The organism is Methylobacterium sp. D48H (assembly GCF_053345715.1).
Genome location: NZ_JBKFAP010000003.1, coordinates 128,897 through 153,132, shown reverse-complemented (window position 1 = coordinate 153,132; position 24,236 = coordinate 128,897). Strand labels below are relative to the sequence as shown.

The window sequence follows — 24,236 nt, the reverse complement described above, 5'->3', positions numbered from 1 at the left end:
CGTGAACGCCCCCGACGGCGCCCCCGCTGCCGCGCCCCTGCGCCTGCTCCTCGTGGTCGCCGTCGCCCTCGTCGACGTCGACGGCCGCGTCCTCGTGAGCGAGCGCCCGGCGGGCAAGCAGCTCGCCGGCCTGTGGGAGTTCCCAGGCGGCAAGGTCGAGCCCGGCGAGCGCCCCGAGCAGACGCTGATCCGCGAGCTGGCGGAGGAGCTCGGCATCCAGGTCGAGGAGCCGTGTCTCGCGCCGCTGACCTTCGCGAGCCACGCCTACCCGGACTTCCACCTGCTGATGCCGCTCTACATCTGCCGGCGCTGGACGGGGACGCCGCGCCCGATGGAGGGGCAGGCGCTCAAGTGGGTGCGCCCCAAGGCCCTGCGCGACCTCGCGATGCCGCCCGCCGACGCGCCGCTGATCCCGTTCCTGGTCGACCTGCTGGATTCCTGACGCCGTCGCGGGCCGCCCTCACAGGGTGAGGATCGCCTCGACGACCTCCTGCACGTCGAGCGCCTCCGCGAAGGTGGCGAGGTGGTGGGGCTCGCCGCGCGCCATGCAGACGACGCCCTCGAGCTGGCGCCGGAGGGTGATCGGCCGCAGCCGCTCGTTCGGGATCGCGTCGGGCTCCGGCTCGAAGCGCCCGTCGGCGCCCCGCCGCTCGGCGATGGCCCAGTCGCGCAGCCGGACGGCGCCCGCGTCGCCCTCCAGCGTCCACGTGTTGTGGTCGTCGGCCGCGACGCCCCCGACCCGGCCGGTCAGGGTGACGGGGATCGCGCCCGCCGTGAGCGTCACGTCGATCGCGCGCTCGGACCGGCCCGGCTCCGGGAAGGCGATCCGTCCGGCGAGAATCGCGAGCGGGCCGAGCTGGCGGCGGGCCAGGAACAGGAAGTGCGAGACCACCTCGCGGGTGAAGCCGCCCTCGCCGCGCGCGTCGAGCCAGCGGGCGGCGTCGGCCTGCCAGGGCCGGGGCCAGCGGGCGAATTCCACCGCGACGGTGAGCGCCCGGGGCGTGCCGACCGCGCCGGCCGCGATCCAGCGCTCGAGGGTGGCGACGCCCGGCGACGAGGCGAACGGGAAATTGACCGCGCCCGCGCCCCTCGCCTCCGCCACGAAGGCGCGGGCATCGGCGCGATCGATGGCCAGCGGCTTCTCGCAGAAGACGCTCCGGCCGGCGGCCAGGGCGGCGCGGGCGTAGCCGAGATGCGAGGCGGGCGGCGAGGCGACGTAGACGCAGTCGCTCGCCGCCACGACGGCGGCGGAATCGGCCACCCGCGGCACCGCCGGGAAGGCCGCGCCGATCCGGTCCAGGGCCGCCGGGGCCGGATCCCAGATCGCCGCGACCCGCACGGGCGAGTCCGCCGCCCCGTGGATCGCACCGAGCAGGCGCTCGGCCATGATTCCCGCGCCGATGATCCCGATGGTGAGCGGTGCGTCGGAGGTCGGCATGCGGGGATCCGTGCGGCTTCTGGCGTCTGACGGGCCGCGGGGCGCGGCCCGTCGCAGGCTTTAGGAGCCCGAACCGGCGTGGGGAAGGCCGCCGGTCAACCCGACCCGGGATCTCAGCCCTGGATGAAGGCGAGCAGGTCGGCGTTGAGCCGGTCCTTGTGGGTGGCGGCCAGCCCGTGCGGGGCGCCCGGATACTCCTTCAGCACGGCGCCCGGCACGAGCTTGACGGCGGCGCGCGCGGCGGCGTCGATCGGCACGATCTGGTCGTCGTCGCCGTGCACGAGCAGGGTCGGCACGTCGATGCGCTTCAGGTCCTCGGTGAAGTCGGTCTCCGAGAAGGCCGCCACGCAGGCGTGCACGTTCCGCAGGCCCGCCATCATGCCCTGCATCCAGAACGTGTCCCGCACGCCTTCGCTGACCGCGGCGCCGGGTCGGTTCGCGCCGTAGAACGGGCCGCTCAGGTCCTTGAAGAACTGGGACCGGTCGCGCAGGACCGAGTCGCGGATGCCGTCGAACACGTCCCGGGGCAGGCCGCCCGGATTCGCATCGGTCCGGACCATCTGGGGCGTCACGGCCCCGACCAGGACCGCCTTGGCGATGCGCGCCGTCCCGTGCCGCCCGATGGTGCGGGCGACCTCGCCGCCGCCGGTGGAGTGGCCGACCAGCACCGCGTCGCGCAGGTCGAGATGGGCGATCAGCCCGGCGAGGTCGTCCGCGAAGGTGTCCATGTCGTTGCCCGACCAGGGCTGCCCGGAGCGACCGTGCCCGCGCCGGTCATGGGCGATGACCCGGAACCCGCGCTCCGCGAGGAACAGCATCTGGTCCTCCCAGGCGTCGCCGTTGAGCGGCCAGCCGTGGCTGAAGACCACCGGCTGCCCGGCGCCCCAGTCCTTGTAGTAGATCTGGGTGCCGTCCTGCGCGGTGAAGTAGGGCATCGTGGTCTCCCGAGGGTCGAGAAGGCAGAGGGCGAGAAGCAGGGGTCGCGCGGACCGACGGACTGGTCAGTACCGGCCCTGCCGCGCGTCGAGGCTGAGCGGGCCGGCCCCGAAGGCCGCGACCTGAAGCAAGCCGCCGACCATGGCGAGGTTCTTCAGGAAGTGGAACATCTGGTTCTGGTCGCCGAGGGCCGCGTGGAAGGTCACCGCGGTGGCCACCGCGAAGAGCGCGAGGGCCAGGGCGACCAGCCGCGTGCGGTAGCCGGCGACGAGCAGCAGCCCGCCGACGACCTCCACGGAGGTCGCCGCCGCGTAGGCGAGCGGCGGCAGCGGCAGGTGGGCGGCCTCGATGGTGGCGAGCGTCGCGGCCGGAGCCGCGAGCTTGCCGGCGCCGCTCACGAGGAAGATCGCGCTCATCAGGATCCGGCCGGTCACCGGCAGCAGGGCGGTCGCGCTGGAAGAATAGATCGGGGGCATCGTCGAACGCTCCGTCCTGTCGTGCGCGGCCGGCTCAGGCCGCTTCGGGAAGTGTGAGGCCGCGAAGCCAGTTCAGCGCCAAGCCGATATCGGCCTGCGACAGGCCGTGGCCCGTCGGCAGGATCCGGTGCTCGACGCGGGCTCCGGCCGCGGTGAGCTGCTGCGCGAGGCGCCGCGCGTTCTCGGCGGGCACGATCGGGTCCATCGCCCCGGAGAGGATCAGGACCGGCCGACCGGCGAGATCCGCGGCCGGGGGCTCGGCGAACGGCACCATCGGGCGGATCAGGACCGCGCCCGCCAGGGTCTCCGGCCGCAGCAGCAGCAGCGACGCGGCGATATTGGCGCCGTTCGAGAAGCCCAGCGCCACCGGCGTCCCGAGCCCGTACCGCGTCCGGGCGGCCGCCACGAAGGCCGCGAGGTCACCGGTGCGGCGGCGCAGGTCCGCCTCGTCGAAGACGCCCTCCGCCAGGCGCCGGAAGAATCGCGGCATGCCGTTCTCGCTGACGGCGCCGCGGGGCGCCAGCAGGGCGGCCTCCGGCGCGACCGTGCGGCCTAGGGGCAGGAGGTCGTTCTCGTCGCCACCGGTCCCGTGCAGGAGCAGCAGGGGACGGGCGGTGTCGGGACCGGGCTCGAAGCGGTGGATGAAGCCGGCGGTGTCCTGGGTCATGATGGCCTCACGGGTGACGGGGAGAGGTCCCGCCCCGCGCGGGCGCGGGGCGGGCGTGGAGGTCGCGGATCAGGCGAACTTCGGCAGCACGGCCTCGATCTCGGCCCGGTGCGGCTCCAGGCCGGCGGGGAGCTTGAGGGCCTGGCCGAGGGCCTCGACCGGCTCGTCGACCGCGAAGCCGGGCGCGTCGGTGGCGATCTCGAACAGCACGCCGCCGGGCTCGCGGAAGTAGATCGAGCGGAAGTACTGCCGGTCGCGCTGCTCGGTGACGTGGAGCCCCCGCGCCGCGAGCGCCCGGCCCATCGCGGCCTGCGCGGCGTCGTCCGCCGCCCGGAACGCGATGTGGTGGACCGAGCCCGCCCCCGGACGGCCGGGCAGGAACCCGCCGACGGCCCGCAGGGTGACGAGACCGCCGAGCTCGGCGCTGCCCGCGAAGCGGATCAGGTTGCCCTCGCGGCCGACCTCCTCCAGCCCGAGCACCTCCGTGAGGATCGCGGCGGTCGCCTCGGCCCTGTCGAGGAGGAGCGTGACGCCGTGCAGGCCGCGGATCGCGTGCTCGGCCGGCACCTCGCTCGACGCCCAGCCCTCCGCGTCGCCGACATCGACGCCCACCAGCGCGAGCATCATGCCGTCCGGGTCGCGGAAGCGCAGCGTCGGCGCGCCGAAGACCTGGACCAGCGGCTCGTGGGCGACGCCCTTCTCGATGAGCCGGTGGGTCCACCAGCCGATGGAAGCGCGGGGAACCCGGAAGGCCGTCTCCTGGGTCTCGCCGATCCCGACCCGGCCGGGCGCGGCGTGCTCGACGGGGAAGAAGGTCAGGATCGTGCCGGGCCGGCCGGCCGCGTCGCCGTAGTACAGGTGGTAGGTGCCCGGATCGTCGAAATTGACGGTCTTCTTCACCAGACGCAGCCCGAGGATTCGGGTGTGGAAGTCGAGGTTGCGCAGGGCCGGCCCGGAGAAGGCCGTGACGTGGTGGAGGCCGGTCTGAACCATGGCGATGTCTCCCGACGGAAGGCCGCGGCGGGCGGCCTGTTGCGATGACGGGAATGTGCCCCTTGCCATGGGCGGCGAAAATAGAAACGGTGGAAACCTATCGTTTCCGGATCTGATCGATGAGACTGCCCGATTTCGAGGCCTGGGCCGTGTTCGCCAAGGTGGTGGAGACCGGCTCCTTCGGCCGCGCCGCCGCGGAGCTCGGTCTGTCGAAGGCCACGGTCTCGAAGGCGGTGAGCCGGCTCGAACTGCGGATCGGCGCCCGCCTGTTCAACCGCACGTCGCGGAAGCTAGCCCTCACCGAGGCCGGGCAGGCCGCCAAGGACGGTGCCGCGCGCATCCTCGCCGAGGGCGAGGCCGCGGAGGCGCTGGCGACGGCGGGCGCCGCGGAGCCGCGCGGGCTGGTGCGGCTCGCGGCGCCGATGACCTTCGGGGTGATGCACGTGGCCCCGATCCTGCCGGCCTTCCTCCGGGACTACCCGGCCGTGTCGGTGGATCTCCACCTGTCGGATGCGGTCGTCGACCTCGTCGGCGGCGGGTTCGACATCGGGCTGCGCATCGCGGCCCTGCCCGATTCCTCCCTGCGCGCGCGCCGGCTCTGCGAGATCCGGCGCTCGCTGGTCGCCACGCCCGCCTATCTCGACCGGCACGGCCGGCCCGAGCACCCGGACGACCTCGTCCACCACACCTGCCTCGGCTACGCCTACCTGCCGACGCCGGACCGCTGGCGCTTCGTGGACCGGAGCGGCGCGGAGGCCGTCGTGGTGCCGGCGGGCCAGCTCCGGGCGAACAACGCCGAGGCGCTGGCGCCGGCGCTGCGGGCCGGCCTCGGCCTCGCCCTGCAGCCCGACTTCATGATCTGGGACGACCTCGAAGCCGGGCGTCTCGAGCGGGTGCTGCCGGCCTGGTCGCCGCCGCCGATCGCCCTGCACCTCGTCATGCCGCCGGGCGATCCGCGGCCGGCGCGGGTGACGGCGCTGATCGCCCATCTCGCCCAGACCCTCGGCCAGGCGCCCTGGGCCGCGCCACCGCCGCGAGGCCACGCGGCGGACCGGTGAGTCCCGCGCCGGCGCGCGCGATCCGGGCGCGTCATTCACTTGGATCAATGCCGTCTACGCGAACCTGCGTTACCGGCGAGCACCGTGCCTCCGAAGACGGCCTGCTCCTTGCTGGTGCATCTGTCGGAGAACGGCCGCGACTTGCCGCGTGGCCAGGAATCTCGGCCAAGCAAACTTCAAGTTTATCCAGGACAATCTGGCATTGGACAGCGGCGCATTTTCCGGGCAGTAAGGCGCCTTGTATACATGTATACGATTCTGTTGAGGCGTCGATGTCCCCTTTGGTTCCCGGACGCCCCGCACCCGACCGGTTGCGGCACAAGACTGTGGCGGCGGCCGTGGCGGACTCGCTCCGCGAGCAGATCCTGAACGGTGAACTGCCGCCGGGGGTGCAGCTGCGCCAGGACGCCCTGGCGGAGGAGTTCGGGATCAGCCGGATCCCGGTGCGCGAGGCCCTGCTCCAGCTGGAAGCCAGCAAGCTCGTGCGGATCGTGCCGCATCGCGGGGCGGTCGTGACGGGCCTCTCGCTGCAGGAGGTGGAAGACATCTTCCAGCTGCGCGTCCAGCTCGAGCCGGAACTGCTCCTGCTCTCAGCCCCGCACCTGACCCGCGACGACATCCGCGATCTCGACGCCCTCTCGAAGGAGTACGGCGCGGCGCTGGAGACCGGTCAGGTCCTCCGGTGGGGCGACCTGAACAGCCGCTTCCACCTCGACCTGATCCGGCACGCCGGCCGGCCGCGGTCGCTGGCGATCGTCTCCGCGCTGCTGCAGGATTGCGAGCGGCCGACGCGGCTGCAGATCGCGACCTCCGAGGACGCGACCCGCGCAGTCAGCGAGCACGCGCAGATCCTGGCCCTGTGCGAGGACCGCACGTTCGAGGCGGCGGCCGCGTGCCTGCGGCGCCACATCGAGCATGTCGGCGCCTCGCTCATCGCCCTCTACCGGGGGGCGCTCGCCGAGGCCTGATCGGCCGCGAGGCGGCTCAGTCCGACTTGGCCGACCGGCCGCCGATCCGGCCCGGCAGGCGGGTCAGGCGATCCTTCATCTCCAGGACCTTCTGGACCTTCGAGCCGAGCGTGAGGAGCTGGACGAGGCGCTCGGTGTCGAGGCGGCGCACGTCCGCGTACCAGCCGGCGAACAGCTCGAAGAGGTCGTGCATTTCCCGCAGGCGCGCCTGGGCGTGCCGCTCCTCCTCGGTCGCCGGCTCCTGCATCAGGAGTTCGCGCAGGAGGGTCAAGGTCGGGTCGACCTCGCGCTTCTTGCGCTCCTCGACCAGCGTGCGGACGATCTGCCAGATATCCTCGGGCGTCGTGAAGTAGTCGCGCCGGTCGCCGGGCCGATGCTGGAGCCGGACGAGGTTCCAGGCCTGGAGCTCCTTCAGGCCCATGCTGACGTTGGAGCGCGACACCCCGAGCCGCTCGACGATCTCGTCGGCGTTGAGGGGCCGCTCGGCCACGAACAGCAGGGCGTAGATCTGCCCCACGGTCCGGTTGATGCCCCAGCGCGAGCCCATCTCGCCGAAATGCAGCACGAAGGTCTGGACGAGCGGGGGCAGTTGCACGGCAGGGATCCGACGCGGGCAATAATCGGGCGGGCGCCGCCCCGGTCTATCAGCTCTTGAGCCAATACCGCAGGACCGTCGCGACGAAGCCGAGGCCGACGATGCTGGAGGCCCAGAGCCCCGCGAACCACGCGAGGCGCTTCCAGAGGGGCTGTGCTGCTGCGGGTGCCATCAGTGATATCCGTGCGCGTCGACCTTGCCGCGGAAGACCCAGTACGCGTACGCGGTGTAGGCCAGTATGATCGGGATCAAAACCGACGCGCCGGCCAGCAGGAAGATCTGGCTCGCCTCGGGGGCGGCCGCCTGCCAGATCGTGATCCGGCCCGGCACGATGTCGGGGAAGATGCTGATGCCGAGCCCCAGGAAGGTCAGGGCGAACAGCCCCAGCGCGATCAGGAAGGGCGCCCGCTCGGCGCCGCCCCGCAGGGTGCGCCACAGGGCGTAGGCCGCGAGCGCCACGAGCAGCGGCACCTGCGCGGTGACGAGCACGTTCGGCATCGCCAGCCAGCGCTCGTAGTAGCGGCCCTGGAGGAACGGCGTCACCGCGCTGACGAGGGCGATGGCCGCCACCGTCGCCGCGGTGAGGCGCAGGGCCAGGCGCCGGGCCCGCAGCTGGAGCAGGCCCTCGGTGCGCATCACCAGCCACGTCGCCCCGAGCAGCGCGTAGGCGACGACCAGGCTCGCGCCGACGAGGACGCTGAAGGGCGTGAGCCAGTCCCACCAGCCGCCGGCATAGGCCCGCCCCTCGACCGCGATGCCCTGCAGGAGGGCGCCCAGCGTGATGCCCTGGGCGAGGGCCGCCACCAGCGACCCGCCCGCGAAGGCCACATCCCAGGCGGCGCGGTGGCGGGGGTCGCGCCAGCGGAACTCGAAGGCGACGCCGCGGAAGATCAGCCCGAGCAGCATCGCGATGATCGGCGCGTAGAGCGCCGGCAGGATCACCGCGTAGGCCAGCGGGAAGACGGCGAACAGGCCGCCGCCGCCCAGCACCAGCCAGGTCTCGTTGCCGTCCCAGACCGGCGCGACCGAGTTCATGGCGGTGTCGCGCTCCGCGCCCGGCGGCAGGACCGGGAACAGGAGGCCGATGCCGAGGTCGAAGCCGTCCATGACGATGTAGGCGAAGACCGCGAAGGCGATCACGAGCGCCCAGACCACCGTGAGATCGACGCTGTAGGCCATGGGTCCCTCACTCGGCCGGCTGGAGGTGGCGGTCGGGATCGATCGCCGGGGCGGGCGTGATGCCCGCCGTCCGGATCGGCGCGCCGGGCTCGATCCCGCTCTCGCCGGCATGCGGGGGCTGGCCCATCAGGCGCAGCATGTAGCCGGTGCCCATGGCGAAGACCGCGAAGTAGATCACCACGAAGGCGGTGAGCGAGGCCGCCACCGCCGGCGCGTGCAGCGGCGAGGCCGACTGCGCCGTGCGCAGCAGTCCGTAGACCGTGTAGGGCTGGCGCCCGACCTCAGTGGTGATCCAGCCGGCCAGCACCGCCACGAAGCCCGCCGGGCCCATGGCCACCGCGAACCGGTGCAGGGGGCGCCACGCGTAGAGGGCGCCGCGCCAGCGGGCGAGGAGGCTGAGCGCGCCCAGGAGCAGCATCAGCATCCCGAGGCCGACCATGATGCGGAACGACCAGAACACGATCGGCACCGGCGGCCATTCCGACCGCGGCAGGCTGTCGAGCCCCTTCAGGGGCGCGTCGAGGGCGTGCTTCAGCACCAGCGAGGACAGCTTCGGGATCTCGACCGCGTAGCGCACGGTGCCGGCCTCCTGGTCGGGCAGGCCGAACAGCACCAGCGGCGCGCCGTCCGGGTGACTCTGGAAGTGCCCCTCCATGGCCATGACCTTGGCGGGCTGGTGCTCCAGCGTGTTGAGGCCGTGCGCGTCGCCCGCGAGGATCTGGACCGGCGCGACCAGGGCGGCCATCCACATCGCCATCGAGAACATCGTCCGGGCCGCCGGGTTGGCCCGGTCGCGCAGCAGGTGCCACGCGCCGACCGCGCCCACCACCAGCGCCGTCGTCAGGTAGGCGGCCAGGACCATGTGCACGAGGCGGTACGGGAAGGACGGGTTGAACACGATCGCCCACCAGTCCAGCGGCACGAACTGGCCCTCGGCATTCGTGCCGTAGCCCGCCGGCGTCTGCATCCACGAGTTCACCGCCAGGATCCAGAACGCCGAGAAGCAGGTCCCGACCGCCACCATCAGCGTCGCCGCGAAGTGCAGCCGCGGCCCGACCTTGCGCATCCCGAACAGCATCACGCCGAGGAAGCCCGCCTCCAGGAAGAAGGCCGAGAGCACCTCGTAGGCCATCATCGGCCCCAGCACCGGGCCGGTCTTGTCGGAGAAGACCGACCAGTTCGTGCCGAACTGGTAGGACATCACCAGGCCGGACACGACGCCCATCGCGAAGGCGATGGCGAAGATCTTCAGCCAGTACTTGAACAGATCCATGAAGACCTGGCGCCCGGTGGCGAGCCAGAGCCCCTCCAGGACGGCGAGGAAGCTCGCGAGGCCGATCGAGAAGGCCGGGAACACGATGTGGAAGGCCACCGTGAACCCGAACTGCATGCGGGCGAGGATGAGGGGATCGAGGTTGGCGAGCACGTCGTGCCTCCGGCTCTGTGCGCGACTCGGCGTATAGCAATTTCAGAAATTTCTGAAAAGTCAAAACATCCTGTGTCGCCAGTGCGGCGCCCCGGTCATGCGCCGGCGTCCGGGGTCGATCCGGCCTCGGGGTCTGGACGTCCGCGCCCGAACGCGTCAGGGTCGCCGGATTCCTCACAGGTCGGGACCACGCGGGCCCCTGGACGCGCGCCGCGCGACGGGACGCCGCGTCCCGACGCACGGAGAGCACGCGCCGCCATGGCCGACACCCTCGTCTCCGCCGCGCCCGTCGATCTCGCCGCCGCGCTGTCGGCGCGCATCCGCGGCATCGGCACGAGCCAGATCGGCCTCGTGGCGGATCGCGGGCGGGACGACCCGGAGGTGGTGAAGCTGTGGATCGGCGAGGGCGACCTGCCGACGCCGCCCTTCATCGTCGAGGCCGCGCACCGGGCGATGCTCGACGGGCACACCCGCTACACCACGTCGCTGGGGCTGCCGGCGCTGCGCGCGGCGCTCGGCGCCTACCACGCCCGCCACTGGGGCGTGGAGATTCCGCCGGACCGGTTCGGCGTCACGGCGGGCGGCATGAACGCGATCATGCAGGCGGCCCAGGTGCTGCTGGAGCCGGGCGACGAGATGATCATCCCCTCCCCGGCCTGGCCCAATCTCGGCGAGGCGGTCCGCATCGCCGGCGGCGTGCCCGTGACGGTGCCGTACCGCCGCCTGCCGGACGGGCGCTTCGCGCTGCCGCTCGCCGACATCGCGGCGGCGATCACGCCGCGCACCCGGGTGATCATGGTGAACTCGCCCTCGAACCCGACGGGCTGGACCATGCCGCTGGCCGAGATGACGGCCCTGCGCGACCTCGCCCGGGAGCGCGGCCTCTGGATCCTCTCGGACGAGGTCTATGCCCACTTCACCTACGGCAACCGGATCGCGCCGTCCTTCCTGCAGATCTGCACGGAGGACGACCGTCTGATCGTGACCAACACCTTCTCGAAGAACTGGGCGATGACCGGCTGGCGGGCCGGCTGGGTGATCTATCCCCGCGGCCTCGCGCCGACCTTCGCCAAGCTCGGGCAGTACAGCACCACCTCGATCCCGACCTTCGTCCAGCACGCCTGCATCGCGGCCCTCGAGGAGGGCGACGGCTTCATCCGCACGATGGTGGACCGCTGCGCCGAGGCCCGGGCGATCCTGGTGGAGGGGCTGTCGCGCCTGCCGGGCGTCACGGTCGCGCCGCCGGACGGGGCGTTCTACCTCATGGCCCGGATGGGCGGCGACGAGCCGAGTCTCGACCTGGCGCTGCGTCTGCTGCGAGAGGCCAAGGTCGGCGTGGCGCCCGGCACCGCCTTCGGACCCGAGGGCGAGGGCCTGGTGCGGATGTGCTTCGCCATCAGCCCGGACCTGGCGCGGGAGGCGGTGCGCCGGCTCGCGGGCGTGCTCGGGACCCGGGCGCCGGCCGCGGCGGCGCACTGAGTCGGGCGGGGGCGGCTCAGCGGCCCCAGCGCAGGACCAGCGCGTCGTTCCGCCGGGCGAGCTCGATCAGGCCGGCCCGCGTCGCCGGGTGCAGGGGCTGGATCGGCAGCCGCGCGGTCTCGCTCGCGATCACCCCGCCCTCGGCCATCAGCGCCTTGCAGGCGAGCAGGCCGCACTGCCGGTTCTCGTAGTTGATGAGCGGTAGCCAGCGCGCGTAGGCGTCCATCGCCTCGTCGCGACGCCCGGCCGCGTAGGCGTCAGTGATCTGGCGGATGCCGTCCGGGTAGCCGCCGCCGGTCATCGCACCCGTCGCGCCGGCGTCGAGGTCGGCCATCAGGGTGATCGCCTCCTCGCCGTCCCAGGGGCCCACGACCGCGTCGCCGCCGAGCGCGATCAGCTCGCGGAGCTTGGCCGCGGCGCCCGTGGTCTCGATCTTGAAGTAGGCGACGTTCGCGATCTCCCGGGCCATGCGCGCCAGGAGCGGTGCCGAGAGCGGCGTGCCGGCCACCGGCGCGTCCTGGATCATGATCGGGATCGCGATCGCGTCCGAGACCGCGCGGAAGAAGTCGACGATGCCGAGCTCCGGCACCCGGATCGTGGCGCCGTGATAGGGCGGCATGACCATCACCATCGCGGCGCCGGCCTCCTGGGCGCGGCGCGAGCGCTCGGCGCAGACCTGCGTGGCGAAGTGCGTCGTCGTCACGATCACCGGAACGCGGCCGGCCACGTGCTCCAGCACGGCGTGCATCACCCGCTCGCGCTCGTCGTCGGTGAGGACGAACTGCTCGGAGAAGTTGGCCAGGATGCACAGGCCCTGACTTCCGGCGTCGATCATGAAGTCGACGGCCCGGCGCTGCCCGTCGAGGTCGAGGGCGCCCGACGCGTCGAAGACCGTGGGGGCGACCGGGAAGACGCCGCGATAGGCGGGGACGGACGAGGTCATGCGCGGTCCTTCTGCCGGGATCGCGCATCCCGGCGGACGACCGTGTCCGCGGGCGGGATCCGGCCGCCTCTTAGCACGCGGCCGCGATCCTGGCGCGTTCGGGGCGCGCAACGCGCTGTCGACAAGCCCACCGGCTTTCCTGTACGGCCGAGATCTTCTTTGCTTTGTCCATCGACAGCCGAGATCGGGCGCGGCGGCCGCACGAGAACGGCGTTTTCTTTTCGGAGCTACTGTAATGCGATTCTTCTCTGCGAGCCGCGTCGCGGCGCTCGTCGCGGCGACGCTCCTCGGCGCAATCGCCGGCGCGCCGGCGCGGGCCGACGATCTCGACGCGATTCGCGCCGCCAAGACCCTGCGCATCGGCACCGAGGGCACCTACGCGCCCTTCACGTTCCACGACGCGTCCGGGCAGCTCGTCGGCTTCGACGTCGAGATCGGCCGCAAGGTCGCCGAGCAGCTGGGCGTCACGCCGCAATTCCTCGAGGGCAAGTGGGACGGGCTGATCGCCGGCCTCGACGGCAAGCGCTACGACGTGGTGATCAACCAAGTCGGCATCACCAAGGAGCGGCAGGCGAAGTTCGACTTCTCCGAGCCCTACATCCGCGCGCGGGCCGTGCTGATCACCCGGGCGGACCGGTCCGACATCAAGTCCTTCGCGGATCTCAAGGGCAGGAAGGCCGCCCAGAGCCTCTCCAGCAACTTCGCGCGCCTCGCCGAGCAGTCCGGCGCCGAGCTCGTCGGGACGGACGGCTTCGACCAGTCGATCCAGCTCGTCCTCACCGGCCGCGCCGACGCCACCGTCAACGACAGCCTGTCGTTCCTGGACTTCCACAAGCAGAAGCCGAGCGCCCCCGTGAAGATCGCCGCCGAGCAGGCCGACGCGGACGCCTCCGGGATCATCATGCGCAAGAACAACCCGGCCCTTAAGGCGGCGATCGACAAGGCGCTGGAGGCGATCAAGGCCGACGGCAGCTACGCGGCGATCGCCCAGAAGTACTTCGGGGCCGACGTCTCCAAGTAGACCGTCCGCAGAGGGCCCGCCCGGACGGATCCCGCCCGGGCGCCGCCCCGTACAGCCCCACGCTTCGATCGCCCGGTAGGAGACGCCACCCCGTGCCGCACTGGCTCGACCTCATGCTCCAGTCGCTGGGGCCGCTGCTCGCGGCCGGCCTGCGCTTCACCGTGCCGCTGACGCTCATCACCTTCGTGCTGGGCCTCGCGCTGGGGCTCGGGACCGCCCTCGTGCGCCTGTTCGCGCCCCGGCCCCTGGCGGCCCTGGCGTGGTTCTACGTGTGGATCTTCCGGGGCACGCCGCTCCTCGTGCAGCTGTTCGTGATCTTTTACGGCCTGCCGAGCGCCGGCATCCTGATCGACGCCTTCCCGGCCGCCGTGATCGGGTTCACCCTCAACGTCGGCGCCTACACGTCGGAGATCGTCCGCGCCGCCATCGCCTCCATCCCGAAGGGCCAGTGGGAGGCGGCCTACGCCACCGGCATGACACCGGTCCAGGCCCTGCGCCGCACGATCCTGCCCCAGGCGGCGCGGGTGGCGGTGCCGTCGCTCGCCAACTCCTTCATCGCCCTGGTGAAGGACACGTCGCTCGCGGCCGCCATCACGGTGCCGGAGCTGTTCCAGGCGGCCCAGCGCATCGTCGCCGTCACCTACGAGCCGCTGATCCTCTACATCGAGGTGGCGCTGATCTACCTCGTCCTGTCGACGCTGCTGTCCTGGCTCCAGACGCTGCTGGAGCGGCGCCTCGGGCGCTACGGCGGCTACCTGGAGGCCCGCGCGTGATCGCCCTGTCGGCCATCGAGAAGCGCTTCGGCGACAACCCGGTCCTGCGGGGCGTCGACCTCGCGGTGCCGGAGGGGCGGGTCACGGCGCTGATCGGCCCGTCGGGCTCGGGCAAGTCGACGCTCCTGCGCTGCGTGAACCTGCTGGAGGTCCCGCAGGCCGGGACGCTGACCCTCGGCGACATACGCCTCACCTTCCGGCCCGGCAGCCCGCCGGCGCGGCGGGACGTGCTCGCCGTGCGCCGGCAGACCGGCATGGTGTTCCAGAATTTCCAGCTCTTCCCCCATCGGACCGTGATGGAGAACGTCACCGAGGGGCTCGTCACCGTCGGCAAGTGGCCGCAGGATCGGGCGCGGACGCGGGCCCTGGAACTGCTGGAGCGCGTCGGCCTCGCCCACAAGGCCGCGGACTGGCCCGCCAGCCTGTCGGGCGGCCAGCAGCAGCGGGTGGCGATCGCCCGGGCGCTGGCCCCGTCCCCGCGCCTGCTGCTCTGCGACGAGCCGACCTCGGCCCTCGACCCGGAACTCGCCGCCGAGGTGGTGGACGTACTCGCCGGCCTCGCGAACGCGGGCACGACCATGCTGATGGCGACCCACGACCTGCGCCTCGCGCGGCGCGTCGCCGACACGGTGGTGTTCCTGGAAGGGGGGCATATCGTCGAGCAGGGCGCGGCCGCCGACGTCTTCGCCCGGCCGGCCGACCCGCGCACCCGCCGGTTCGTCCGGACGCTGCTCGGCGAGGCGGCCGAAGGGGCGTGAAAAGAGGCCTGAGAAGGGGCCTACGGAACGGGCCGGGACGCGGGATTCAGCGCGTCAGGCAGCGGAGCGTGAGAAGATCCTCGACGGTGAGCGCGGTCCCGAAGACCAGGGGCCGCCAGGCCGGCAGGGTGGCGAGGATCAGGCCGGCCGCCAGGGCGAGCCAGGGCAGGACCGGGCGCAGGCCGGGACCGGCGGCCCTCACGCGGGATTCCGCGCCAGCGACGCCTCCTCGCCCTTGCCGACCACCACGAGGCCCAGGCCCGCGGCCAGCATGGCGCCGCCCCAGAGCAGGAAGCCGATGTCCCAGTAGAGCCACTGCTCCGGCGGTGCCCGCTCGTTGACGTGGTGCACGCCGAGGATCTCGTGGTCGATCAGGCCCTCGACGAGGTTGAACAGGCCCCAGCCGATCAGGAGCGACCCGGCGAGCAGCTTGCTGGACCAGTAGAGGTGCGTGCGGTGCGCGGCGCGCCAGAGGAGGAACAGCCCGAGGACCACGAAGACGTAGGTCGCGCTGTGGAAGAGGCCGTCCCAGCGGGTGTTCAGCTCGAGGTTCGGGATCGTGTCGATCGGGTACCAGCTGCTCAGCATGTGGTGCCATTGCAGGATCTGGTGCAGCACGATCCCGTCGAAGAAGCCGCCGAGGCCGAGCCCGAACAGGATGCCGGCGCTCACGGGGAAGACGCGCTCCCGGGTGTCGGCCGCTCTCTCAGCCGCCCTGTCAGCCGCTCTGTCAGCCGCTCTCATGCGCAACTCCGGCGTGGCGGAGGCCGCGGCCGCGCGGGCGACGGCGTCCTGCGGGGAACCCGCCCGGGGCGCCGGCGGATCCGTCACGCCTCCCGCGGGACCGCTTCCGGTCGCGAGACCATCCGCAGGTAGACGGCGAGCCCCGCCAGGAAGACCGCGAGTCCGAGCCCGGTGGCGTAGGGCGCGAAATCCTTGCCTGCGACGGCGATCGCCGAGCTGTGGCCCGCCAGGAGGTCGGTGCCGGCGAGCAGCACGCCCACGAAGCTCTCGCCGACGAGGAACCCGGACGCGAGGAGGACACCCCGGCGGCGGGCGGTGCCGACCGTCCTGTCGGCCTTCGCGTCGCCCTTCGCGCCGACCCGGGCGCGCAGCCGGCGCTCGGCGACCCAGCCGAGGATGCCGCCGATGGCGATCGTCATCTCCACCGAGAGCGGCAGGTACATGCCGATGCCGACCGTCAGGGCCGGGAAGGTGAGGTCGCGCCGCTTCAGCCACGTCTCGGCCGCCACCAGGACCACCCCGAGCCCGGCGCCGATCAGCACCATGGTCCAGGGCAACTCGCCGTGCGTGATGCCGTTGGCGATCTGGGTCATCAGGGCCGCCTGGGGCGCCGGCATGGCGCTCCCCGCGTCCTGCCCGTCCCGCGCCGGGGCACCGACGAAGCCGTAGGCCTCGTAGAGCAGCGACAGGAGCGGGGCGATCACCACGGCGCCGACCCCGACGCCGAGGATGAGCGCGACCTGCTGGTGCCAGGGCGTGGCGCCGAGCACCTGCCCGGTCTTCAGGTCCTGCAGGTTGTCGTTGGCGATCGACGAGGTGGTGATGATGACCGACGTCAGCAGCAGCGCCATGCCGGTGACGAACCGGTCTCCCTCCGGCCCGGCGGAATGCCCCAGGACCAGGGGCAGGAGCAGCGCGGTCGCCATCGTGGTCAGGATGCCGATCCCCGAGATCGGGCTCGACGAGGAGCCCAGCAGGCCCGCGAGGTAGCCGCAGGCCGCCGCCATCAGGAAGCCGAACAGGACGGTGAACAGGGTAGCGGCCACCGCCAGCACGATCGTCAGGCCGCCGAGGTCGGCGGCCCCGGCGAAGGCCCAGAACAGCAGCGCGAGCGGCACGCACAGGCCCAGGGTCGCGGCGGCCACCCAGGTGATCGGCAGGTCGCGGTCCTCGCGCGGGTGATCCTTGCCGAGACCGCCGCTGCCCGACAGGGCGGCGCGGATGCTCCCGAGGATCGGGCGCGCCAGCGATCCCACGGTCCAGAGCCCGCCCACCGCGATGATCCCGGCGCCCATGAGGCGCACTTGGCCCGACCAGACCGCCTCGGCGGCCGCGCCCGCCGACTTGGCGGGATCGGGCGACAGGGCGGTGAGGATCGGGACCGCGATCCCCCAGGCGATCAGGACGCCGGTCAGCAGCGCGAGGCAGGCGCCGATGCCCACGAGGTAGCCGACGCCGACCAGCGCCAGCGAGAAGCCGGTCCCGGTGCGGAACACCGCGCCGCCGAGGCTGACCGCGCCGTTGAGCCCCTCGCCCAGGACCTTCAGCCCCGTGGTGGCGAGCCCGATCGTCCCGGCGGCCGCGGCGGCCCCGAGCAGGTCCCGCAGGCCGTGGCCGCCCTGCTCCTCGTGGCCGGTCCTGAGCACCTCCGCGGCGGCGATGCCCTCGGGATAGGGGAGATCGCTGCCCGACACGAGCGCGCGGCGGAGCGGGATCGAGAAGGCGACGCCGAGCAGGCCGCCCAACAGGCAGACCGCCGTGGTCTGCCAGAACGGGAAGCCGTGCCAGTGGCCGACGAGGACGAGCCCGGGAAGCGCCAGGATGACGTTGCACAGGGTGCCGGCCGCCGAGGCCTGCGTCTGCACGATGTTGTTCTCGAGGATGCCGGCGCCGCCCATCAGCCGGAACGCGCCCATCGAGATCATCGCGGCCGGGATCGAGGACGAGAACGTCATCCCGGTCTTCAGGCCCATGTAGAGGTTGGCGGCCATGAACACGACCGTGATGGCCGCGCCGAGCGCGATCCCCCGCAGGGTGAGTTCGGCCTGACGGTCCTGCGTCGTCGGCGTGATCGTCGGGCTGCGGGCGTCCATCGTCCACTCGGGCTGCCACAGGCACAGCACGCGAGGGGCCGGAAACGTTCCCGCGCCGCGCCCGGCCCGCCCGGCCTCACCCTGCCCCGCCCCGCCCTGGGGCGATCTGTCCCGGCGCCGACCGGGCCTGTGATGCAGTCACCCGGCGCGGCGGCGGGTTTGGCAACAGACCGCCCCGTCCGGGTGCGATCCGCTCCTCGACGGGAAGGCGCCGCCTTGTCCAAGTGGTATCTCTACGGCATCGCCCTCGTGGCCGGCGTCGCGAACGCCATCGAGCCGGGCCAGAACGCCACGCTGGCGAAGGTCACGGGGCAGCCGATGCTGGCCGGCCTGTTCTGCTTCGGCCTCGCGATCGCCTGCTTCCTCGCCGCGATGGCCGTCGCCCGGCTGCGCGGCCGCTCCCAGGCCGAAGCGGCCACGCCCGTGCCCTGGTGGGCTTGGCCGGGCGGCGTGCTCGGGGCGGCGGTCGTCCTGGCGCAGCTCTACATCTCCGAGAAAGTCGGCGCGGCGCCGTTCCTGGGCTGCGTGATCACCGCGGGCGTGGTCGGCTCGATCCTCCTCGACCATCACGGCCTCGTGGGCTTCGCGCGCCACCGCGCCGGGCGCTGGCGCATCCTCGGCGGCGCGCTGATGGTCGCGGGCGTCACCCTCGTGGCGGCGTTCTAACGGGACCGTCGATCCGAACGCCTCGCACCCTCAGGATCCCAGCATGCTCTTCCTGTACGGCTTCGCGCTGCTCGCGGGCATCGCCACCGCGATCGAACCGGGCCAGAACGCGGGCCTCGCCAAGTCCCTCGCGCGGCCGCTGCTCGCCGGCGTGGTGAGCCTCGTCGTCAGCGTCGCGGCGATCTGCGTCGCCATGCTGGTGACGGGGCAGTACGGGTGGCCGACGCTGGAACGCCTCGCGCAAGTACCCTGGTAGGCGTGGCTCGGCGGCGTGATGAGCGCGGGCCTGACGATGGCGCAGCTCTCCGTCTCCGCCCGGATCGGGGCCGCCACCTTTCTCGGACTGATCGTGACCGCAGGCGTCGTCACGTCGATCCTGCTCGACCATTTCGGCCTCGTGGGCTTCAAGGTCCACGAGACCGGCCTGTGGCGCATCCTCGGCGGCGCCCTGATGATCGGCGGCGTGGCGCTGGTCGCCCGGTTCTGAGGCCCGCCCCGGCGGATCAGATCGTCCAGCCGCCGTCGATCACGACGGCCTGGCCGGTCGTGTAGGTCGCGCCCGCGAGGTAGACGGCGAGTTCGGCGATCTCCTCGGGCGTGCCGAGCCGGCCGATCGGCTGGCGCGCGATGAAGGCCGCGCGGGTCTGCTCGTAGTCGCCCTGCTGGCGGATGCGCTCCTGCAGCGACGGGCTCTCCACCGTACCGGGGCAGATGGCGTTGCAGCGGATGTTGTGGCCGACATAGTCGGCGGCCACCGCCTTGGTCAGGCCGATCACCGCCGCCTTCGTCACCCCGTAGGCGAAGCGGTTGGGCACGCCCTTCACCGAGGAGGCCACCGAGGCCATGTTGACGATGGCGCCGTCGCGGCGCTCCAGCATGCCGGGCAGGACCGCCCGGATCGTGCGGATCATCGCCTTGACGTTGAGGTCGAGGGCGAAGTCGAGCTCGTCGTCGCGCATCTCCAGGATGGTGCCGGCGTGGACGGTGCCGGCGCAGTTGAACAGGATGTCGACCGCGCCGATGCGCGCGACCAGGGCCCCGACCGCCTCCGCGTCCAGCACGTCGAGGGTCGCGGTGCTGAGGGTGTCGGCGCGCAGGTCGGCGAGGGCGTCCGCGTTGATGTCGGTGGCGTGGACCCGCGCCCCGGCGCGGGCGAAGGCGAGCGCGCTGGCGCGCCCGATCCCCTGACCCGCCGCCGTGACCAGGACCGTCTTTCCGGAAAGATCTGCCATTGCTCGCTCCAGCAGGCTGCGCGGCGCCGCGCGGGCGTCCGGACCGGGCCGCGCCCGGCGGGGCCGCCGATCAGGTCCGGTGGGCCCGGCCGAGCGGCCCATCCTTGTAGGTTCTGACCGCGCCGGGCTCCAGGCCCGATCGCGTCGGATCCGCGGCCGCTGTTCCGGCGTTCTCCCGGCGTCACCGTACCTAAGGAGGATCGCCGTGGGGCTCGCCGCCTTCGTCTTCTTCGTCGTCCCGTGGATGGCCGTCGCGATCTGGATGTCGATGCGGCCGTCCGGCGCGCGCCTCGGCACTCCGTCCGCCCCCTGGCGCCCGCTGACGGATTACCCGCCGCCGGCCCGGGATCAGCGGCAGGCCGGCGAGACGCGGAGCATGGAGTCGGGCTCCGCCCACGACGGCAAGCACGCGCCGATCGAGGCCGTCTAGAGCGCCCGCCGCCGGATTAACTACTGGCCCGGCGCGCGCGAGCGTGTCGCGAGAAGAGTTCCGCGCCGGGTCAGGCCTCCGCCTGCAGCAGGTGGAGGTTGAAATCTCCGCCCTCCCCCGTCCACAGGGCGCGGGGCTGCCAGCCGCTCTCGGCCGCGAGCGCCCGGAAGGCGTCCGCCGGGTACTTGTGCGACGTGTCGGTCCGGACGCTCTCCCCGGCCGCGAACGCGATGGTCCGGCCCCCCAGCCGGTAGGTCGCCGGCCGGGTCGCGACGAGGTGGGCCTCGACCCGCAGCGGGTCCGGGCAGATCCGCACGGCGTGTCGGAAATTGTCGCTGTCGAAATCGGCGCCGAGTTCCCGGTTCAGCCGCGTCAGGATGTTGCGGTGGAACGCGGCCATGAGGCCGTCGGCGCGCCCGTAGGCGCGCTGCAGGCGGTCCGGGTCGGCGGTGCCGTCCGCGCCGACGAGGAAGAGGCTCGGCCCGAGCGTGGCGCGCGCGCGCTCGAGGAACTGCCGGGCCCCGCGCGGGTCGAAGTTGCCGATGCTCGTTCCCGGATAGAAGCCCAGGATGCCCCCCGGCCCGGCACCTCGCGGCAGCTGGACCGGCTGCGAGTAGTCGGCGCAGACCGGGATCATCGGGATGCCGGGGTAATCGGCGGCGAGCCGCCGGATCGCGGCCTCCAGGTACGCCCCGGAGATGTCGATCGCCACGTAGGCTGCCGGTTCGGGCAGCGCGTCGAGGAGCGTGCGGATCTTGCGGCTCGCGCCGCTGCCGAACTCGACGACGGTCACCCCCGGCGTCACCCGGCGCGCCACGTCGGCGGCGACCTGCGGCAGGACGGTCATCTCCTGCGCGGTCGGGTAGTAGTCGGCGCTGTGGCAGATCCTGTCGAACAGGTCCGAGCCGGTCTCGTCCCAGAGATACTTTCCAGGCAGCGTCTTCGGCTCGGCGGAGAGGCCCGCGAGGGCGTCCCGGAGGAAGGTGTCGGTCGAGCTGTCGGTCGAGCTGTCGGTCATGCTGTCGGTCATGGCCGGGTCACCGGGCGCGTGGCGGTCAGGACGACGAGGGCGAGCCGCTCGACCGCGTCGTAGGCGGGCGTCGCGAGTTCCTCGCCGTACGCGTCCGGGTCGAACTCGCGGTAGGTCCATTCCAGCTCGGCCCGGTCGCAGAGGTCGGCCACGGCGTCGCGGAACGGGTCCGCCCCGTCGACGATGGCCGCGCCGGTGAACAGGACGAGGCTGCCGCCGGGCGCGAGCCGCCCGGCCGCCTGCTCGGCCACCGCGAGCGGCAGCCCGGCCCCGAGAGGGCCGCCGCCGTGCCGGTAGGCCCGTTCCGCCGTGTCGATCATGAAGGGCGGGTTCGACACGATGAGGTCGAACGGGCCCTCGACGTCGCGCAGCAGGTCGCTGCGGCGGACATCGACCCCGTCGGTCCCGGCGAGCCGGGCGTTGACGCGCGCCGCCCGCATGGCCGCCGGGTTGATGTCCACGAGCACCACCTCGGCGCCCGGCGCCCGCTTGGCGACGCAGATCCCCGCCGCGCCCGAGCCGCAGCCGATATCGACCGCGCGGCGCACCGGCCGCGACCGCGCCTCGAGATGCGCGATCACCGCCGCGGCGAAGCGCGCCGTGTCGGGCCCGAAGAACACCGCGTCGGCCGCGCTCGGGGGATACGCGGAATGGGCGAACAGCTCGCCGTCGAGGCTGGAGACGCGCAGCGTCGGCCGCAGCAGCGGGCCGTCCTCGATCACGGCGCCGGCTGCCCGCATCAGGCGCAGGATCGGCTCCGGGACCAGGTCGGCGCGGAACGGCCGGCTCCAGCCGAACACGTCGCGCAGGCTGCGCGCCTCGGCGTGCCGCGGCCGGGCATTGACGTGGGCGTGGGTGGCCGGGGTCACGGTGGTGAAGGTGTAGCCGGTCTCGCGCAGGGCGCGCGCCAGCGCCAGCACCGCCTCTTCGTCCTCGGGAAACGGAACGGCAATCGGAACGGAACGCGTCATCGGTCGGCCCTCAGCTGTCCATCCGGCGCATCACGAAGGCGCCCGACGCGCGACCGGCGGCGACCTGCCGGACGTCCCAAATCGAACAGCACCGCGAAGATCCGGAACAGGCCCGGCTGCGCGCGGTACCGCGCGGTACCGACAGAGTAAGGCGAGCAGGGCCAGGTAGATGCGGGCGTCGTCCAAGCCCGATGAAGTCCCGGAACCGCGCGGCGACGGGATGATGATCGTCATACGTGGGAAGCTGCATCTGAGCGTCGGTTCACACCACCGGTAGCGGGCGCGCGCACCCCCGCCCGACCGGCCGCGGTGTCGTCCCGACTCGAATGCCCGGAGAACCGGAAGCCGCAGGCATTGTTCCCTTCGCAATACGCGCGAATCGGCCCATGATCTATGTTAATCCCGGAGTTCAAACATCTTGTTTTGATTGAATACTCACATGATGCCGATCAACACACGGAATGACCGATGATCGGGCCCACCGACATGCGGGCACGGCGGGTCGCCGCGCGGGACCGCGGTGCGGCGGCGCGGCCACGCTCGCCGGGTCGCGATCGTCGCCGGAGGCGGCGTTAACCATCCGATTACCGTGCGATCCTAGCGCGATCGACTGAAACGGCGCCCCCGCGCCGGCCGGTCGCGCACGATGAACGCCGCATCATTCCTGTATTCCTGGTCCGCCGCCGCCGCGACGCACCTCGATCTGTTCGGGTCGCTGGGCCTGATCCTGGGCTTTACAGCGGGGGTGATGCCGCGGCGCGCCTGGATCCTCGCGGCCTCGGCGGCCTGTGCCGCCTGCTTCGGCGCGCATTACCTGACGCTCGGGGCGCTCACCGGGACGGCGATGTGCGCCATCTCGGTGCTGCAGAGCCTCGTCTCTCTCCGCTGCGTCGGCGCGCCCGGCCGGGGCGGCTGGGTGCCGCCCGTCTTCGCCGCGAGCACCCTCGCGGCGGCGTGCCTGACGGCGGCCACGTGGAACGGCTGGCCGTCGGCCTGCGCGGCCGCGGGCTCGCTGCTCGCCACCGGCGCGCGGCTCCAGGCGGCGCCGCAGGCGATGCGCCAGCTCTTCCTCGGCGCCTCGCTGTGCTGGGCCGGGCACAATCTCCTGGTCGGCTCGGTCTTCGGACTGACCTGCGACGTGCTGACGATCCTCGGCCTCGCGATCGCGCTGCTGCGCGCCGCCCCGGTCCCGCCGATGGAGCCGATCGCGCCCGACTGCGCGCGGGCGTGAGACGCCCCGGCCCTGCGGCGATCGATCCGGGAAATCCGCCGCGGCCCCGCCGTTGCACAAGTGCGGGCGCGTGACGTTCCGCGGCCGAGGAAGAGAGCGGGATTTGCCGGACGCGACCTATCCACCCCTCGACGTGCTCAAGCCGGTGGCCGAGGGCGTCTGGATCGTCGACAGCGGGCCGCTCCGCGCCCTCGGCATCCCCCTGCCCGTCCGGATGACCGTCGTCCGTCTCGGGGACGGATCGGTCTGGCTGCACTCCCCCACGCGCTACGACGCGGGCCTGCACCGCGCGATCGCCGCGCTCGGACCGATCCGCCACCTGGTCGCGCCCAACATCGCCCACTGGACCTTCCTGAAGGACTGGCAGACCCAGTGTCCGGAGGCCCTGACCTGGGCAGCCCCCAACCTCCGCGAGCGTCGCCAGGTCCGCCGCGCCGGCCTGCGCGTCGACCGGGTCCTGGAGGATGCGCCGCCGCCCGACTGGGCGGCGGACCTGCGTCAGGTCGTCGTGCCGGGCGGGTTCGGCTTCCGGGAGGTCGCGTTCTTCCACGGCGCGAGCCGCACGCTGATCCTGACCGACCTCGTCCTCAACCTGGAGCCCGCGAAGATGCCGGCGCTGCTGCGTCCGCTCCTGCGCCTCGCCCGCATGACGCCGCCGCACGGCGAGACGCCGCCCTACCTGCGCCTCGTGATCAGGCTCCGGCGGCGCGACGCCGCGCGGGCGGCCGCGGAGCTCGTCGGCCTGGCGCCGGAACGGGTCGTGTTCGCGCACGGACTCTGGTTCGCCGCGGACGGTGCGGCCCGGCTGAGACGCTCGCTCCGCTGGCTCGGGACGCCGTCCTGAGGATCGCCCCGAGAATCGCCGTCGCCGCCGTCAGGCCGCGGCGATCAGCTTCCGCATGATCCAGGCCCGGGCCGCCGGCAGGTCCGCGAACAGCGGCGGCGCGAGGGGATCGATCGGGCCGAACCCGGCTTCGAGGAACCACTTCCCGGCATCGGCCCCGTGTTGCGCCGAGAGACGGACCAGGACCGCGACCAGGAACCCGTCGGCGAAGACGAGCTGACTCTCGGCATCGTCGCTGCCGGTCGCGACCTGCACGGCCTGCAGGCTCAGGATCATGCGGCCATC

General features: G+C 72.7%; 28 protein-coding genes and 1 pseudogene. 12 read left to right on the top strand and 17 right to left on the bottom strand.

The genetic code is table 11. The annotated features are described in order from the left end of the window. The first annotated feature begins 1 nt into the window (after nucleotide 1). Nucleotides 2-442 carry a (deoxy)nucleoside triphosphate pyrophosphohydrolase gene (locus ACLBX8_RS09440; protein WP_447698235.1) on the top strand — a complete coding sequence of 147 codons (441 nt, stop codon included), beginning with the start codon at nucleotides 2-4 and terminating at the stop codon, nucleotides 440-442. A gap of 18 nt (nucleotides 443-460) precedes the next feature. Here ACLBX8_RS09440 and ACLBX8_RS09435 read toward each other — a convergent pair whose 3' ends face one another. The 5 genes from ACLBX8_RS09435 to ACLBX8_RS09415 all read right to left on the bottom strand — a co-directional run bounded on the left by ACLBX8_RS09435 (nucleotide 461) and on the right by ACLBX8_RS09415 (nucleotide 4,510). Continuing rightward, nucleotides 461-1,438, bottom strand: coding sequence for a Gfo/Idh/MocA family protein (locus ACLBX8_RS09435; protein WP_447698234.1), 978 nt, complete (start codon nucleotides 1,436-1,438; stop codon nucleotides 461-463). Between the two features lie 113 nt (nucleotides 1,439-1,551). Further along, a complete protein-coding gene (locus tag ACLBX8_RS09430) occupies nucleotides 1,552-2,373 on the bottom strand; it encodes an alpha/beta fold hydrolase (protein WP_447698233.1) in 822 nt (273 codons plus the stop codon). A gap of 66 nt (nucleotides 2,374-2,439) precedes the next feature. Next, complete coding sequence (locus tag ACLBX8_RS09425; RefSeq protein ID WP_447715025.1) at nucleotides 2,440-2,850, bottom strand: DoxX family protein; 411 nt, start codon at nucleotides 2,848-2,850, stop codon at nucleotides 2,440-2,442. Nucleotides 2,851-2,884: 34 nt separating this feature from the next. Further along, a complete protein-coding gene (locus ACLBX8_RS09420; RefSeq protein ID WP_091676133.1) occupies nucleotides 2,885-3,517 on the bottom strand; it encodes an alpha/beta hydrolase in 633 nt (210 codons plus the stop codon). Between the two features lie 69 nt (nucleotides 3,518-3,586). Further along, the gene (locus tag ACLBX8_RS09415) at nucleotides 3,587-4,510 is read right to left on the bottom strand and encodes a ring-cleaving dioxygenase (protein WP_447698232.1); all 924 of its coding nucleotides are present in this window, start codon (nucleotides 4,508-4,510) and stop codon (nucleotides 3,587-3,589) included. 119 nt (nucleotides 4,511-4,629) lie between these two features. Here ACLBX8_RS09415 and ACLBX8_RS09410 point away from each other — a divergent pair, with 119 nt between their 5' ends. After that, entirely contained in the window at nucleotides 4,630-5,568 is a 939-nt protein-coding gene (locus tag ACLBX8_RS09410) for a LysR family transcriptional regulator (protein WP_447715024.1), read from the top strand. A 272-nt stretch (nucleotides 5,569-5,840) separates the two neighbouring features. Continuing rightward, nucleotides 5,841-6,536 (top strand): GntR family transcriptional regulator, encoded by a 696-nt coding sequence (locus ACLBX8_RS09405; protein WP_447698230.1) that lies wholly within the window; start codon nucleotides 5,841-5,843, stop codon nucleotides 6,534-6,536. Between the two features lie 16 nt (nucleotides 6,537-6,552). Here the strand turns inward: ACLBX8_RS09405 and ACLBX8_RS09400 are convergent, their stop codons facing one another. Genes ACLBX8_RS09400 through ACLBX8_RS09385 form a run of 4 tightly spaced genes read right to left on the bottom strand, consistent with a single transcriptional unit; the run spans nucleotide 6,553 to nucleotide 9,736 of the window. After that, nucleotides 6,553-7,131, bottom strand: coding sequence for a GbsR/MarR family transcriptional regulator (locus tag ACLBX8_RS09400; RefSeq protein ID WP_020090956.1), 579 nt, complete (start codon nucleotides 7,129-7,131; stop codon nucleotides 6,553-6,555). 49 nt (nucleotides 7,132-7,180) lie between these two features. Further along, a complete protein-coding gene (locus ACLBX8_RS09395) occupies nucleotides 7,181-7,303 on the bottom strand; it encodes a DUF2474 family protein (RefSeq protein ID WP_012321840.1) in 123 nt (40 codons plus the stop codon). After that, the gene (cydB, locus tag ACLBX8_RS09390) at nucleotides 7,303-8,310 is read right to left on the bottom strand and encodes a cytochrome d ubiquinol oxidase subunit II (protein ID WP_100251598.1); all 1,008 of its coding nucleotides are present in this window, start codon (nucleotides 8,308-8,310) and stop codon (nucleotides 7,303-7,305) included. Before cydB ends, ACLBX8_RS09395 begins: the two co-directional genes overlap by 1 nt. 7 nt (nucleotides 8,311-8,317) lie before the next feature. Next, nucleotides 8,318-9,736 carry a cytochrome ubiquinol oxidase subunit I gene (locus tag ACLBX8_RS09385; RefSeq protein WP_447698228.1) on the bottom strand — a complete coding sequence of 473 codons (1,419 nt, stop codon included), beginning with the start codon at nucleotides 9,734-9,736 and terminating at the stop codon, nucleotides 8,318-8,320. Nucleotides 9,737-9,994: 258 nt separating this feature from the next. Between ACLBX8_RS09385 and ACLBX8_RS09380 the strand changes: the two genes are divergently transcribed. Further along, a complete protein-coding gene (locus ACLBX8_RS09380; RefSeq protein WP_091977879.1) occupies nucleotides 9,995-11,215 on the top strand; it encodes a pyridoxal phosphate-dependent aminotransferase in 1,221 nt (406 codons plus the stop codon). A gap of 16 nt (nucleotides 11,216-11,231) precedes the next feature. Here the strand turns inward: ACLBX8_RS09380 and ACLBX8_RS09375 are convergent, their stop codons facing one another. Beyond that, nucleotides 11,232-12,158: a dihydrodipicolinate synthase family protein gene (locus ACLBX8_RS09375; protein ID WP_447715023.1), complete on the bottom strand. Its 927-nt coding sequence runs from the start codon at nucleotides 12,156-12,158 to the stop codon at nucleotides 11,232-11,234. A gap of 235 nt (nucleotides 12,159-12,393) precedes the next feature. Here ACLBX8_RS09375 and ACLBX8_RS09370 point away from each other — a divergent pair, with 235 nt between their 5' ends. The 3 genes from ACLBX8_RS09370 (at nucleotide 12,394) to ACLBX8_RS09360 (ending at nucleotide 14,710) form a co-directional block, all read left to right on the top strand. Next, complete coding sequence (locus tag ACLBX8_RS09370; RefSeq protein ID WP_447715022.1) at nucleotides 12,394-13,179, top strand: amino acid ABC transporter substrate-binding protein; 786 nt, start codon at nucleotides 12,394-12,396, stop codon at nucleotides 13,177-13,179. 92 nt (nucleotides 13,180-13,271) lie between these two features. Then, nucleotides 13,272-13,952: an amino acid ABC transporter permease gene (locus ACLBX8_RS09365; protein WP_091926432.1), complete on the top strand. Its 681-nt coding sequence runs from the start codon at nucleotides 13,272-13,274 to the stop codon at nucleotides 13,950-13,952. After that, entirely contained in the window at nucleotides 13,949-14,710 is a 762-nt protein-coding gene (locus tag ACLBX8_RS09360; protein WP_447698225.1) for an amino acid ABC transporter ATP-binding protein, read from the top strand. Before ACLBX8_RS09365 ends, ACLBX8_RS09360 begins: the two co-directional genes overlap by 4 nt. A 46-nt stretch (nucleotides 14,711-14,756) precedes the next feature. Here ACLBX8_RS09360 and ACLBX8_RS09355 read toward each other — a convergent pair whose 3' ends face one another. The 3 genes from ACLBX8_RS09355 to ACLBX8_RS09345 form a co-directional block, all read right to left on the bottom strand. Further along, the gene (locus ACLBX8_RS09355; RefSeq protein WP_020090965.1) at nucleotides 14,757-14,912 is read right to left on the bottom strand and encodes a hypothetical protein; all 156 of its coding nucleotides are present in this window, start codon (nucleotides 14,910-14,912) and stop codon (nucleotides 14,757-14,759) included. Next, nucleotides 14,909-15,382: a DUF2243 domain-containing protein gene (locus ACLBX8_RS09350; RefSeq protein ID WP_091676107.1), complete on the bottom strand. Its 474-nt coding sequence runs from the start codon at nucleotides 15,380-15,382 to the stop codon at nucleotides 14,909-14,911. Before ACLBX8_RS09350 ends, ACLBX8_RS09355 begins: the two co-directional genes overlap by 4 nt. A 155-nt stretch (nucleotides 15,383-15,537) precedes the next feature. Then, nucleotides 15,538-17,547 (bottom strand): OPT family oligopeptide transporter, encoded by a 2,010-nt coding sequence (locus tag ACLBX8_RS09345; RefSeq protein WP_020090967.1) that lies wholly within the window; start codon nucleotides 17,545-17,547, stop codon nucleotides 15,538-15,540. Nucleotides 17,548-17,763: 216 nt separating this feature from the next. Here ACLBX8_RS09345 and ACLBX8_RS09340 point away from each other — a divergent pair, with 216 nt between their 5' ends. After that, on the top strand, nucleotides 17,764-18,213 hold the full coding sequence (locus ACLBX8_RS09340) for a DMT family transporter (RefSeq protein ID WP_132368039.1): 450 nt from the start codon (nucleotides 17,764-17,766) through the stop codon (nucleotides 18,211-18,213). Nucleotides 18,214-18,256: 43 nt separating this feature from the next. Beyond that, nucleotides 18,257-18,700 (top strand): annotated as a pseudogene (locus tag ACLBX8_RS09335) (DMT family transporter). Between the two features lie 16 nt (nucleotides 18,701-18,716). Here ACLBX8_RS09335 and ACLBX8_RS09330 read toward each other — a convergent pair. Next, the gene (locus tag ACLBX8_RS09330; protein WP_447715021.1) at nucleotides 18,717-19,445 is read right to left on the bottom strand and encodes an SDR family oxidoreductase; all 729 of its coding nucleotides are present in this window, start codon (nucleotides 19,443-19,445) and stop codon (nucleotides 18,717-18,719) included. A 205-nt stretch (nucleotides 19,446-19,650) separates the two neighbouring features. On the opposite strand from ACLBX8_RS09330, the gene ACLBX8_RS09325 reads away from it, so the two are divergent. Then, nucleotides 19,651-19,875, top strand: coding sequence for a hypothetical protein (locus ACLBX8_RS09325; RefSeq protein WP_020090971.1), 225 nt, complete (start codon nucleotides 19,651-19,653; stop codon nucleotides 19,873-19,875). 70 nt (nucleotides 19,876-19,945) lie between these two features. On the opposite strand, the gene egtD is transcribed toward ACLBX8_RS09325, so the two are convergent. After that, on the bottom strand, nucleotides 19,946-20,905 hold the full coding sequence (gene egtD / locus ACLBX8_RS09320; RefSeq protein ID WP_447698222.1) for an L-histidine N(alpha)-methyltransferase: 960 nt from the start codon (nucleotides 20,903-20,905) through the stop codon (nucleotides 19,946-19,948). After that, on the bottom strand, nucleotides 20,902-21,876 hold the full coding sequence (locus tag ACLBX8_RS09315; protein ID WP_447715020.1) for a methyltransferase: 975 nt from the start codon (nucleotides 21,874-21,876) through the stop codon (nucleotides 20,902-20,904). Before ACLBX8_RS09315 ends, egtD begins: the two co-directional genes overlap by 4 nt. Nucleotides 21,877-22,522: 646 nt before the next feature. On the opposite strand from ACLBX8_RS09315, the gene ACLBX8_RS09310 reads away from it, so the two are divergent. Then, nucleotides 22,523-23,107, top strand: a complete 585-nt coding sequence (locus ACLBX8_RS09310; RefSeq protein WP_447698220.1) for a YgjV family protein — start codon at nucleotides 22,523-22,525, stop codon at nucleotides 23,105-23,107. Between the two features lie 103 nt (nucleotides 23,108-23,210). Beyond that, complete coding sequence (locus ACLBX8_RS09305) at nucleotides 23,211-23,951, top strand: DUF4336 domain-containing protein (protein ID WP_447715019.1); 741 nt, start codon at nucleotides 23,211-23,213, stop codon at nucleotides 23,949-23,951. A 30-nt stretch (nucleotides 23,952-23,981) separates the two neighbouring features. Here ACLBX8_RS09305 and ACLBX8_RS09300 read toward each other — a convergent pair whose 3' ends face one another. Next, nucleotides 23,982-24,227, bottom strand: coding sequence for a hypothetical protein (locus tag ACLBX8_RS09300; protein WP_447680759.1), 246 nt, complete (start codon nucleotides 24,225-24,227; stop codon nucleotides 23,982-23,984). Nucleotides 24,228-24,236: the final 9 nt, after the last annotated feature.